The sequence below is a fragment of the Butyrivibrio sp. MC2021 genome (assembly GCF_000621605.1).
GTDB lineage: Bacteria > Bacillota > Clostridia > Lachnospirales > Lachnospiraceae > Butyrivibrio.
Genome location: NZ_JHXX01000002.1, coordinates 268078 through 281344, shown reverse-complemented (window position 1 = coordinate 281344; position 13267 = coordinate 268078). Strand labels below are relative to the sequence as shown.

At 47.9% G+C, this 13267-nt stretch carries 8 protein-coding genes; all 8 read right to left on the bottom strand.

Annotation, left to right across the window (positions count from 1 at the left end):
- Nucleotides 1–2 precede the first annotated feature (2 nt).
- Complete coding sequence (locus tag T359_RS0107155) at nucleotides 3–1691, bottom strand: vWA domain-containing protein (protein ID WP_026516879.1); 1689 nt, start codon at nucleotides 1689–1691, stop codon at nucleotides 3–5.
- 30 nt (nucleotides 1692–1721) lie between these two features.
- Nucleotides 1722–2432 carry a hypothetical protein gene (locus T359_RS0107150; RefSeq protein ID WP_026516878.1) on the bottom strand — a complete coding sequence of 237 codons (711 nt, stop codon included), beginning with the start codon at nucleotides 2430–2432 and terminating at the stop codon, nucleotides 1722–1724.
- Nucleotides 2429–2890 (bottom strand): hypothetical protein, encoded by a 462-nt coding sequence (locus T359_RS0107145; protein WP_026516877.1) that lies wholly within the window; start codon nucleotides 2888–2890, stop codon nucleotides 2429–2431. Before T359_RS0107145 ends, T359_RS0107150 begins: the two co-directional genes overlap by 4 nt.
- 114 nt (nucleotides 2891–3004) lie before the next feature.
- Nucleotides 3005–7816, bottom strand: coding sequence for an Ig-like domain-containing protein (locus tag T359_RS22765; RefSeq protein WP_081795457.1), 4812 nt, complete (start codon nucleotides 7814–7816; stop codon nucleotides 3005–3007).
- A 142-nt stretch (nucleotides 7817–7958) separates the two neighbouring features.
- Nucleotides 7959–9302 carry an MATE family efflux transporter gene (locus T359_RS0107135; RefSeq protein WP_026516876.1) on the bottom strand — a complete coding sequence of 448 codons (1344 nt, stop codon included), beginning with the start codon at nucleotides 9300–9302 and terminating at the stop codon, nucleotides 7959–7961.
- Nucleotides 9302–11071 carry an arginine--tRNA ligase gene (argS, locus tag T359_RS0107130; RefSeq protein ID WP_026516875.1) on the bottom strand — a complete coding sequence of 590 codons (1770 nt, stop codon included), beginning with the start codon at nucleotides 11069–11071 and terminating at the stop codon, nucleotides 9302–9304. Before argS ends, T359_RS0107135 begins: the two co-directional genes overlap by 1 nt.
- Before the next feature lie 80 nt (nucleotides 11072–11151).
- Nucleotides 11152–12618: a shikimate dehydrogenase gene (gene aroE / locus T359_RS22115; protein ID WP_035783914.1), complete on the bottom strand. Its 1467-nt coding sequence runs from the start codon at nucleotides 12616–12618 to the stop codon at nucleotides 11152–11154.
- 129 nt (nucleotides 12619–12747) lie between these two features.
- The gene (locus T359_RS0107120; protein ID WP_026516873.1) at nucleotides 12748–13173 is read right to left on the bottom strand and encodes a hypothetical protein; all 426 of its coding nucleotides are present in this window, start codon (nucleotides 13171–13173) and stop codon (nucleotides 12748–12750) included.
- Between the last annotated feature and the right edge of the window lie 94 nt (nucleotides 13174–13267).

Here is a 13267-nt window from a genome sequence, read left to right as displayed (position 1 = left end):
TATTACATATTTACATTAAACAGATTTCTAAGCTCATTTACGATGTCCGCTGCGTCGGCGTCAATGCAGACAGCTTCGTTAATGGCTGACAGAGACTGGAGTTCCTTCTTGTCGCTCTCGTCCATCTCATAGCCGATGGTGTAAACAGAAACTCCAAGGCCTCCTACGATAGGAGTGATTCTCTCAAGCTTGTAGCCTGCGTTCTGTGCTCCGTCTGAAAGAACAAAGAGCATCATGTTGGCATTTGGAACTTCCTTGGATGCCTCAAGCAGCATATCCATTCCGACAAGAACCGCATCATAGGTAGCCGTCTGACCGCCAACCTCCAGGTCTTTTACAGCGCCGCTGAAATATGCTCTCTGCTTGTTGTCAAAGCGCTTAACGGGAAGGTTGATATAAACCTTGTCACTGTAGCTCACAAGGCCTACATAGCTGCTGGAGTCAATGTACTGCATTGTATTAAGAAGTGATGACTTCAGTGAATTGATTCTTGTTCCGTTCATGGAACCTGAAATATCGGTTACGAAAACAGCGATTGTAGGACGTGAACCGTTCTTGTTGGTCTTCCAGATCCTCTGGGCTGCCAGATAATCTGAGCCCTTCATGCCATAGTCCTGTGAAACATAGTCCTCATGAAGGTTGAAGCCGCGCTCGGTAGCCATCTTCTGGCTCTCATCTGTGAGGCAGTAGTCAACAAACATTTTGGCTGCTTCCTGCTTCTCATCACTTACCCAGCTAAAGGTGTATACGGGGTGATCATGACGAACTCCTGCAGGTGTGTATACATAATCACTAAGGGTCTTGGTGTTGATGTAGGTCTGCTCTTCCATTACCATCGCATCGATGATGCCCTTGGCAGCTGATGCCTTGAGGACTGATGTGGTATAAGCCGCTGTGGGAGCGTGGTCCTGATAAGCAACCAGCTCGTTTACCGACTTGTCTGAAAGCGGATTGGAAGGATCAAATGCATACAGCATTGAGCAAAGGATGTTCATACCTGTTGCTGAAGTGTAGGGGTTGGTATATGCAAATACCAGGTCTCCGGCATTGGCAGCCTTGAGAACTCCGTCCACGGTAACATCGCCGTATTTTGAAGCGTAGGTCTCATATGCATCCTTGGACATCAGGATTCCTGCCGTATTACCTGCAATTCTGTCTGCCAGCTTGACTGTTCTGATGCCGCTGGCCTCCAGCATGTCTCCCCACATGGTATTGGAGGGGATATAAAGATCAGGCTCATAGCCGCCCTCTGCGATATAAGTAAGGGTCTCGCCTGAAGAAATCTTTCTTACGGATACGCTGATCTTTTTGCCGTCTACGGTAAGTCCTTCCTTGTTGAATTTCTCACCGATGGCCACCAGCCACTCGTCAGGATAAGAAGCTCCCGAAAACTCGGAAGGAGCTGCGATCTCAAGATTGATCTCGCCGTTACCTGTAAGCATCATGTCAAAAGTATCGATATCTGCCAGTGAATCCGCTACAGATGCCTCCTGCATGTCCACATCAAGCCTTGCTGAAACCGTCTGGGGATTGATGTTTTTCACGAAAGCGTTGAGCTCTTTTACCGCGTCATCATAGCTAAGTGAATTGGTCTGTGTGTTGTTGACTGTTACGTTGTCTGAGGTGCAGGCTGTCATAGAAAATGCAAGCACAGCTGCTGCCGCCCCCTTCAAAAATCTTTTCATTTTCATTATTCTTTCCTCCTCTATGTGAAATGCCGATCAGTTGTAGGTATGTCTAAGGGACTGACCTATGGCATCCGCATAATCCTGAATCATTGTAACTGCATCAGTATCCTCGTTCTGCTCGTTGGTATAACGGGCCAGCTCCAACAGGAACTTCTTGGCATTGTCTCTGATCTCCTTGTTGGAATCAAGGATCTTCTGGGATTCTGTGGCAAACTCCCCTGAGTTCTCAAGGGCAACATAAAGATTAACAATGCCGCGGCAGTTATGGTAAAGAGCTGATTTGGCCTGGGAGATGATCTCCTTCATGCTCTCAAACTCTTTCATATCGTTGAACTCAAAGAGCTTGTCGCTTCTTTCGGCAAACTCGTCCATATCGTCCATCTCTTTCATAAGGACCTGTCCCACAGGAATGAAATCCTCTTCCTCATTCATAAGCTCAGTCACAAGGCCTCTTACATCCTCTTTTTTCCTGCGGATGGCCTCTTCCCTAGCTTCCTTGTCCAGGGCAATGGACTTCTCCTGCTTTTTCTTCTCACTTATTATTGAGGAAGTGGCTATAGTAGCCATAGCCGCTCCAACAACAGTCACTACTCCCCCGGCGATAACGGACATCCTCAGAGCTCCGATCCCCGCAGCGATTATGACATTCGTAGCATTGACATTAAGAGCTATGGTAGAAGCAAGTCCCGCTCCGAATAAACCTCCGCCCAATATAGCATTTGCTTTTCTGTTGTCTTTTTTCATAACCTGTATCCATCTCCCTTTTCAATCATCCGAAGGAGCTTTACCACATCAAGGGTTTTCTTCTGCTTGCCGGCCAGTTCCAGCTTTTCTCTGGCCTGCCTGGCGCTATCAAGAAGCTCTTCCAGGGATGATGTATGAGTATCAGTGGTCATAAGTATATGCTGGAGCTGAACCAGACTGTATCTGAGGGTCTCAGGAGCTGTCTGTCCGCTGCCGGCGATCTCATCCAGGTATCCCCGGAGCATTTCCTCGTCCTGCCTAACCTCCGCCCCTATCTTGTCAAAAGAACTCTTGACCGCAGTAAGCTGGATAATATATGCCCCCAGGCTCCTGATGGCAGGCTCTATCTCTGAAGCTGCAGGTACAGGAATCATCTCCTGCCTTTTCTGGAGCCTTGCTATTCTCTCGGGATAATCCGCTATTTTTCGTTGTAAAATAGTAATTTCTGTCTGATTCATAACCCCTTAATTCCTTTGTCACACGCGGAATATTATAAAGTATTTTTAACTTTTTTGCACTAATATAATAAAAAAAGGAGGCGCCTCATGGACGCCTCCTGTGTAGCTGTTTAGTTATTTTACGGTTACTTTTATCACCTTGGAAATATTTCCTTCCACCGTGGTTGCTGTGATATACGCAGTGCCGGAAGCTACCGCTGTGATCTTGCCCGTATCCGATACGGTGACGATTTCCGGATTGCTGCTACTGAACTTCACATCGCTGCTGGTGACAAATTTTCTGCTGGTGTAATTGTAGTAAATAGGCGCAGCCTTGATGCTTGAAGTCTTTCCTTTGTTCATGGTCTTGACAAAATTATGATCCGGTGCCCGCAGCTCATCTCCCACTCCGAAAACTTTAATTCCTATTACATGAGAAAAGATAGCAACGCTGCAGTGGGCCTTTTTATTTGTGCCCTTAACAGTGGCTGTAACCTTGACTGTACCTGAATTAAGTCCCTTAAGAACCAGCTGGCAGGTGCCGTCTGCGGTCATGCCTGTTATGGCTTTTCCATCCTTCATAAGATAGGCACCGGCCTTGCCGTTGTTGATTGACCACACAAGCTCTGTATCCTCGGTTACTCCCACAGGAGTGATAACAACGGTGTTATTATCCTTCTTAAGCCCAATATCTGCTGTAAGTTTGTCAAAAGACAAGGTCACAACATTTACTGTACAGCCGGCGATCACCGCGCCGTTTTCAGCGGAAATGGCTGTTATGTGGGCAATTCCGTTCTCCTTGGCAGACACCTTACCGCCGTTTGTCACTGTAGCAACCGCAGGGTTATCGGACTTAAAGGTGATCTTCTGGTTTGAGGACAAGGATTTTCCGTCAATGGCAAAGGCCTGGGCCTTAAGAGCCTTGCTGGTTCCCCTGGCCAAATCAAACTTCGTATCTGTTATATCTTTAGTGTCCTTGCTTATCTTTATGGAAGCAGCTTCAGGCTTTATGGTGACCTTGCACCTGGCGACTATTTCAGGGTCAGCCTTGGATTTTGCAAGGATCACTGCCTCTTTTTCCACTGAAGTTGGAAGTGCTGCAACGGTAATATAGGAATCGCTGTAATCAACGATCTCCAGCAGTTCGCTTCCTTCCTCGATTATCCAGTCTGCGCCGCCTGCCTTGGGCACAACGGGATTAAACTTAGCGTTTATCGTTGCCTGCTTTCCTCCAAGAACGGATATGCTCTTCTGGCTAAGGCTCATGCCTTTGAAGTTCTTGTCCTTGATGGAAACCTTGCAGGTAAGGGTCTTCTCTACTCCTTCATAGGTGGTAAATGTGGCTTTTACAGGTATTGAGCTCTTGATAAAGCTTCCTGTGGTAACAAGGCCGGTATCCGGATCAACAGAAAGATAATCCGAGTAAATATCATCAACGCTCCATTTTACCGGAACTGCAAGAGTAGGTTCCCCTGTGATATTGGCATTGGTCACTGTAGGAACCAGCTTCAATCCCAGTGTATATGTGCTGTCCGGCGAAATCGTCACTGATGACTGATTAAGGGTAGCCTTCTTAAAGGGAACATATATAAAGTATTCCTTGCTGCAGGATACGCCGTTGTAAGCAGTCAGGGTCACCGTGACGGTACCTTCCCTGAGACCTGTAAGGACTCCGTCAGTGGTTATTGTGGCAAGGCCTGTTCCCGCTTCCACGGACCAGGTCAAAACATTGTTGATAGGAGCTCTGTCCATATCGTTGTCGTTGACCACGGAATCCAGATTAAGGCTCTTTCCTGCCGCCAAAATAGATATTCCGCCATCCTCGATGACAAGGCTCTCGATTCCGTTTCCTACAGTCACCTGGGCAGAGGCGTATACTCCGCTGCCATCAAGACATGTTGCTGTGATGGTGGCTGTTCCCTTGGAAATTGCGGTAACGATGCCCTCTGCATCAACTGTGGCCACTGATGTGTCGGAGGAAGTCCACATAACCTCCTGGCTCACCTCTGAAGGCATTACTGCAGCCAGGATCCTGGTTTCGTCTCCTACTCCCATCATGAAATCTATCTTATTAAGCTTAACTTCTGATGCTCCTGTCTTAACAGACAGCTTGGTAAATGCTTCGTATTCGCCATTATCGGAAACAACTCTGATAACAGTATTTCCGGGCATAATGGCGGTAACATAGCCATCTTCGTCCACAGTGGCAACATCGGTGTTATCACTGCTCCATTCAACTGCGCCGTCGTACTTTTCTCCTGAATCAAATACGATCCTGAGGGCTTTTCCCTGGCCTGTAAGGAGGGTAAAGTCAGAGAGATCCTTATATTCATCATCTACTATGACGATGTAGGACTGAGGTTCAGGATCCGGTATCGGTTCTGGCTCCGGAATCGGCTCTGGTTCCGGCTCCGGTTCCGGTTCAGGTTCGGGTTCCGGCTCGGGTTCGGGCTCGGGTTCAGGCTCCGGCTGAGGTTTTGGCTGTGGTGCCGGTGTCGGTTCCGGTTCAGGCTCAGGCTCTGGCTCGGGTTCGGGCTCGGGTTCGGGTTCGGGTTCCGGTTCAGGCTCAGGCTCCGGCTCAGGCTCGGGCTCAGGTTCCGGTTCAGGCTCGGGCTGTGGCTCTGGCTGTGGCTCAGGTTCCGGTTCAGGCTCAGGCTGTGGCTCTGGCTCGGGTTCTGGCTCCGGTTCAGGCTCAGGCTCGGGTTCCGGCTCCGGTTCAGGCTCTGGCTCGGGTTCAGGTTCCGGTTCAGGCTCAGGCTCCGGCTCAGGTTCAGGCTCCGGAGTCGGTGTAGGCTGAGGATCTGCTCCAGGCTCTGGCTGTGGCTCTGGCTCCGGCTCAGGCTCGGGCTCCGGTTCCGGCTCGGGTTCAGGTTCCGGCTCGGGTTCAGGTTCTTTCTCCCACTGGGCGAACAGGGTTATACTTCCGCCGTTTTCGGTGACCATATTCTTAACACTGGCTCCGTCTGCATAGGAGGTTCCTCTTCCCTGGGCCTCGGTATTCCATCCTGTGAATAAATATCCTTCTCTCGTGTATGCATTTATTGCCAGACTTATCCTGCTGTCGTATTTGGCAGAGGATGAATCCATGGTTCCGGTTCCGCCGTTGGCATTATATTCGATGGTATAGGTTATAGGTAAATAATGGGCATAGAGGGTGTGATCTTCAGCTTCTGCCAGGGAAGTTTCAGTAACCTGTACTCCACCCTTCTTTGCTGTATACCAGCCGTCAAAAATATATCCGCGTCTTATAGGAACAGGAAGTTCACCGTACTCTTTTCCCGGAATAACAGACATTTCCGTTGTGGAAACAGTGCCTGATCCCGGATCAAAGGTCACGGTAACAGGTAAGATCACAGGAGGCATGGAGGATGCGCAGTTTTTGGTAAAGGCTTTGATCCTGATATTTCCCTGTCCGAAGTATCTGTTGATATTCTTGTAATCTCCCCAGTAGCCCCCGGTTTTGATATAGCTCTGTCCTGCCTGGGAGCTGACTTTGGTGACATACCAGGAGCTCTTGCTGGCATACTCAGCGCCAAAAATAGCATTTTTACCTGAATCAGACAGCTCTACAACAGCTGCGAAACGGGTCCCGTGCTCCAGGGTAATGCTGTTTTTAAGAGGAATGGTATAATATCCGGCAAAAGTCGTGGTTCCCGTGGTTGTGCACTCCTCCGCCAGGATACCGCTGTCCGGATAGCCGCCCTCCTTGGGATTTACATAGATCTTGATCGTATAATCAACATCAGAACTTGCTGTGTAGAAAGATACTGCTTCAAGGTCCTCAATTTCAGATGCGCCGCTTATTTCAAATACATTGGCGGCGGCAGAGCAATCAGGAACTGTAGAGGTATACATTCCACCGTCGTACTGATAGTTGTTGTCATATCTGTAAGCGCTGTCAAATACAGCGGCGTAGGCCTTGCCATAGATGGAGGGCTCATAATAGGACATCCAAAAATATCCGTAGTAGTCCTGCTTACTTTCAAAATTTCCCTCGATCCAGCTGTTTCTTATAAGCCAGGCACCATTTCCCTTAGGCTTTGTTGCAAATTTATCCTTTGAAAAATTGTCATCCCAGCCCACGATGGTAACTTCATGATTGGCATTTGCGCCATCGGGATTGTAATAACAGTTGTTGGCAGTGCTGTAAGCTTTGGCGCTGACAGCTTTTTTCCTGCTGTTAATGGCATCATAAGCAATGGATACGCTGCCGTACTCAGCTATCAGCCTTTTTACGTTCTCCGTGTTGGAGGTATTCATATTCACTTCAAAATAGTTTGAAAGATGGGCTGCATCCTCATAAGCGATGGAGGAATCAAGGCCTGAGCCGTTGGCTGCATCGGCCATAGTCTTATAGTCAGCGGTACTTTCATCTGCAGCTCCCACCCAGGAAGCCAGGATATTATGGGAAAATTCGGCGGATCCGCCGTGATCCAAAAGACTGGTGCCGGAGGACAAAATAGCAGAATTGCTGTCCCCTTTTGTCCCGCCGAGAGGGTCTGTAACTGTGTTATAGGTGAAATAAGCAAGATGGAGCTCAGAAAGATCCACATCAGAAAAAGCGATCCCCTGCTTCATAAGACTTATCTCAGCCAAAGCTATGGCTGCATAAGCCCAACAGGAACCATAGGGAGATTGATTTCTCAAATCAGGTAAATACTCGGGAATATAAAGAGGATCAGTTGCCAGAGGAACATCCTCAACTGACATGAGATCCGCATGGACCGGCGAAATCTCATCAACAAAAACAGGGTCATCAACCTCCACCGGGTTCTCAACTTCCAGATATCCGGAGGTGGGCATAGTGACCTCATCATCGTATATATCGGTGTCCGCGGGTCCCCCCGATAGGACTCCCTCAAATCCCTCACCGGAGGCTGACACCGTTACAGAATAGGTAAAACCTAACGATAAAGCTAATATCATTGCGAGAATCCGTCTTTTCATAAGTATGTCTCCTTTTGTTTGAAAAGTATTTCCCAGTTTAAAGCTCGGATTTTCCCGCAAAATCTTGTGTGCGCAAAAACTTTAATCCATTAAAGTTTCGGCGCTTATTCAATTATACCACAAAAATGTACCGATAAAACGTTTAAGCAACAACTTTATGAATCCATTTTCCGCCCCTGAATCTCAGGGTAAAAATGATACCTCTTATGAACCAGTCAGCAAACATGCCGATCCAGACACCCATGGCTCCGAAGCCCATGACCCTTATGAGAAAAGTAGCCAGGGTAACCCTGCAAAGCCACATGGTAAGAGTTGCCACCAGCATGGAGAACTTAACATCCCCGGCAGCACGCATGGCGTAAGGTGTCACAAAGGAGGGAGCCCACAAAATAGGCTTGGCTATGGTGATCCAGCCCAGCATATAGATACAGAGCTCTGCACTCTCCTTCTGCATTCCCGCCAGGAAAGTAACAGGTCTTGCGATGGCATAGGTAAAGAGGCAGCTAAGGAGAATCGCTATATAGCCCCAAACCACCATCTTTTTAGTATAGTAAACGGCTTCATCTTTCCGTCCGGCCCCAAGGCACTGGCCCACGATGGTCATAAGACCGATTCCCACGCCTATTCCGGCCACACCGTTAACGTTTTCGAAAATATTGGTCATGGACTGGGCTGCGATGGCAGCGGTTCCAAGAAGGGACACCGATGACTGGATAGCCAGCTTGCCGAACTGGAACATGGAGTTCTCTATTCCGTTGGGAATACCCATGGCCAGGATGTTTTTGATTTTTGGAAAGTCAGGTCTAATCTTGTGATAGGACCTGATGGATATCTGTCTTCCGTCTTTTCTAAGCAGGGTCAAAAGAACTATGGCTGAAAAGAGTCTGGATGAAAGAGTCGCCAGGGCCGCTCCGTATACTCCAAGGCCGAAGCCCCAGATCATAATGGCATTGCCCGCCACATTCAGAATGTTGGATACGATGGCCACATTCATGGGAAGCCTGGTATTGGCCTGGGCCCGGAAAATAGCGCTTCCTGCCGCCGCCAGAGAAATCCCCGGATAAGACAGGATCGTAAGAAGGAAGTAGATGCTTGCGGCATCCATTACGTCAGCCTCTATGGTTCCAAATATGAGCGACAGAAGGCTCTTTCTGAATATCAGACATATGAACATCAGAGCAAAAGAAATAAAGGCAGAAACAAGAAGCACCTGCCTTGCCGCGTCATTGGCTCTTTTAAAATCCTTCTGGCCGATATAAGTGGAACAGATAATGACACCGCCGGTGGCCATGGCATTAAAGGCCTGCACCACCAGGTTATTTATTGAGTCCACAAGAGATACTCCCGAAAGGGCTGCGGCTCCCACGTTACTTACCATCATGGAGTCCGCCATTCCCATAAGGGAGTTCAAGAATTGTTCCGCTATAATAGGAATCAGCAACAGGAGAAGTTTCCTGTTGCTGAATAAATGAGTGTTTTTTTCCATTACATATACTCCGGAGAAGTAAATCCAAGAAGATCAATACCGGTCTCAAGAACCTTGAGAGTTGTGGCAAGGAGTGCTATATAGCTGCTCTTCTTGTACTCATCAGTCTCTGAAAGGATCTTTGTTCCATGATAAAAACTGTTGAAGGCATTGCTAAGGTCATAGATATAGCCGCAGATCCTGTTGGGTGCAAAGTCTCTTGCTGCGCTCTCAACCGCATCGGCAAATCTTGTAAGTCCCAGCATAAGGTCCTTCATTGCAGGGCTGTCGGGATTGCCAAGCTTGGCCTCCTTCACATTGCCGCCCTCAGCCTCATACTTTCTGAGAATAGACTTGATACGAACGATGGTGTAAAGAATGTATGGGCCTGTATCTCCCTCGAAGGAAGTGAATTTATCAATATCGAAAATATAGTCCTTGGATGGCTGGTTGGAAAGATCGCCATACTTAAGGGCTGAAAGAGCAATCTTGTGGGCTGTATCCTTAGCCTCATCCTCAGGCATATCAGGATTGCCTTCCTTGATCCTTGCGTACATCTTCTCATCGATCTCAGAAATAAGATCTCCGAGAGGCATTACTCCGCCTGCTCTTGTCTTGAAGGGCTTGCCGTCCTTGCCGTTCATGGTTCCAAAGCCTACAAAATGAAGCTCTGTCTCAGGCATAACCAGCTTGGTCTTGCGTGCACAACGGAATACCTGTGTAAAGTACAGCTCCTGTCTCTTGTCTACCACATAAACGATACCCTGTGGATGATTCTCATCCATACGCTGCTTGATGGTAGCAAGGTCTGTTGTATTGTATAAAGAAGCTCCGTCTGACTTAAGGATCATGCAGGGAGGAATCTCCTTGGTATCTGTCTCCTCGGCAACGTCAACAACAAGGGCTCCCTGGCTCTCATGAGCATAGCCGTGGGACTTCATGTACTCAACCATTCCGGGAATAACAGGATCCGCATCGGACTCGCCCTTCCAGAGGTCGAAGTCAACATTGAGGTTCTTGTAGTTCTGCTTAAGGTCAGCCAGTGAAACATTCATGATATGATGCCAAAGTGCTCTGTAAGGCTTGTAGCCGTCCTGAAGAAGCTTGGTTGCCTCCATGGCTCTTGCCTTAAAGTCCTCATCCTCTTTGGACTTGGCGCTAGCTGTGGGATAGATATCTCCCAGCTCCTTAACTGTAAAAGGCGCCTCCTTGGGATAAGCTCCTGTAAAATCAGGATCAAAGTAGCAAAGGTCAGGCTGTCTCTCCTTGAGCTCTGTGATAACAAGACCCATCTGAAGGCCCCAGTCACCAAGGTGTGCATCACCGATAACCTTGTTACCTGTATATTTAAGAATTCTCTTGATACTCTCACCAATAACAGCACTGCGAAGATGTCCTACATGAAGTGACTTGGCAACGTTGGGTCCGCCGTAGTCGATGATGATTGTAGGCTCATGTCCGGGAAGAGTTACTCCCAGGTGCTTCTCATGAAGCATTCTTACAATGTAGCTTCTTGCGAAATCTCCGCTTACAACGATATTAAGAAAGCCGGGCTTAACTGACTCAACCTTCTCAAACATCTCGTTGCCGGCCAGCTTCTCAGCTACTTCGTCAGCAATGATAAAAGGAGCCTTGCCGTATTTCTTGGCTCCGGCCATGGCGCCGTTACACTGATATTCACACAGATCAGGTCTGTTGGAGATTGTTACCTTACCAAGCTCCCTGTCATATCCCGCTGCCTCAAAGGCATCTCCTACTTCTTTTGATATTAGTTCAAGTACTTTTTCCAAAATTTTACCTTCTTTCGAATTCAAAATTTACAATAGACTACACGATTTTAACAAAAATCATTATTTCAATCAATGATTAATTACAGTCCCAGCTGCTCTATTATCTCGTCGGCGATTTCCTCCGGTGTCAGGGCATCCGTATCTATTATGATGTCCGCAGCCTGCTCGTATTTCTCTCTTCTCTGATCCTGGAGCTCTTTTATCCGGGCAAGAGGATCCTCGGTCTGCAAAAGAGGTCTCGTGGTGTCATCCTTGATCCTGTCGAAAACGGTCTCAGGGCTGGTCCGCAGGTATACCACCTTGCCTGCTCTCCTCAGGAGCTCCCGGTTCTCCTCTCTCATAGGAAGTCCTCCTCCAAGGGAAATAACCGTCTCTCTCCAGTGGTCCTCCACAATGGTCCTAAGAAGCTCAGTCTCCAGATCCCTGAAGTACTGCTCCCCTTCCCGGGCAAAGATGTCATTGATGCTGCGTTTCTCTGTATCAACAATAACTTCATCCGTATCAATGAGCTCGATATCAAGCTTATCCGCCAGGATCTCAGAAACCGTGGTCTTGCCGCAGCCCATGAAGCCCTCCAGAATAATATTGGCAGCCCCTGTGACCTCCATCACAAGGCTCTTGTATACTTCATCCGCCTGCTCCTTGCTGATCTTCACATCCAGGTCGCTGTTCCAGAGCTCGAAAGCGTCAACGCCCTGGTAAAGAAGCATCTTAAGGCCGGAAACAATCTTGGCTCCAGCAGCCTTGGCCATCTTAAGGAACTTGGTCTCAAGAGGTCTGTAGATCATGTCCATGGCAGCTATTATATGAGTATAGAACTCCTCATCCTCTATAACAGTGCTGTTCACATCAGGGAAAAGACCTACCGATGTGCACTGAAGCACGATGAATCTGTCCTCAAGTTCGTAAAGCTTCTTATAGTCCTCAAGCTTCATGGGAACAATGATCTTTTCGTAATCCGTTGCTTCTCCGGCAGCGCTGAGGCCGTCCTCTGTGCACTTGTCTTCTCTTCCAAGCTCATACACAGCCTTGTTTACTTCTTCCGCCACAACCTCGGCCTTTTCAAAGGTTCTGTTCAGAATATAAACCTTTCTGGCTCCCTTGCCGGCACTTATGAATGCCGCAGGTCTGGCAACACCTCCGGCTCCCAGAATGACCACCGCTTCTCCGGAGAGGTCAACGCCCTCTTCGCGGATGGCTCTGTAAAGTCCCGTCATATCGGTGTTATATCCCTTGAAGCCGCCCTCCGGGGTTCTCACCAGTGTATTCACCGCGCCAATCCCTTTTGCAAGAGGATCTATATCATCCAAAAATGGGATCACTGCGCTCTTGTGGGGAATAGTGACGTTAAGCCCAAGGATATCCAGGGCCTTGGCTCCCTTGACCGCATCCTGCACAGCTGCATGCTCCACCTCAAAGGGCACATACACCAGATTCACACCTGTCATCTCTGCCAGGGCATTATGAATAAGGGGTGAAAGGGTGTGCTTCACCGGATTTCCGATAAGTCCGCAGGTTCTTGTATATCCATCAGTATAATTCTGCATAAGAAACTCCTGAATATCATTTATTTAGTCCTAAAGCAAATTGTACCTTGAATTACCTGCATCTGCAACCGTCCGCCTGTACTGCACATAAAAAAGAGTCCCCTTATGGGGACTCCTTAAAGATTTCTTTTACAGTCTGATTACGATACCATCCTCTGTTCCTGCGATAATGTTGCGCTCCTTGCCTGCCAGATCCTTGCCTCCAACGAAGTACTGATACTCATGAAGCAGGTGGTCCTTCTGCATGCCTGAAATTGCATGTCTCATATCTTCAGATGCAAGGCCCTTCTCTCCGAAGAGGTCGATGGCATTGGCATCATATACACCAAATGAAATAGCTACATTCTCTATAGAAGCATTCTCTCTGACAGGAACCTCAGAGACGGTTAAGTCCATCTCCTTTTTAGGCTCTTCCTTGGGAGGATTCTGATCCGTATTTTCTTTGAGTTCAGGAGTAACTGCCGGATTGTTATTAACCTTAAGATTATCCGCAGCAGGTGGTATGTTATAAGCATTATAGCCTGCGTTAAAGCTGTTTAATCTGTTCAATGCCATAAGCACAACCTCCTTTCCGAATATATATCGGAAATCCCCACGATATTCTTAATATAATTATACAAAAAAAATCTTAAATCCCATTTTAGCTAAA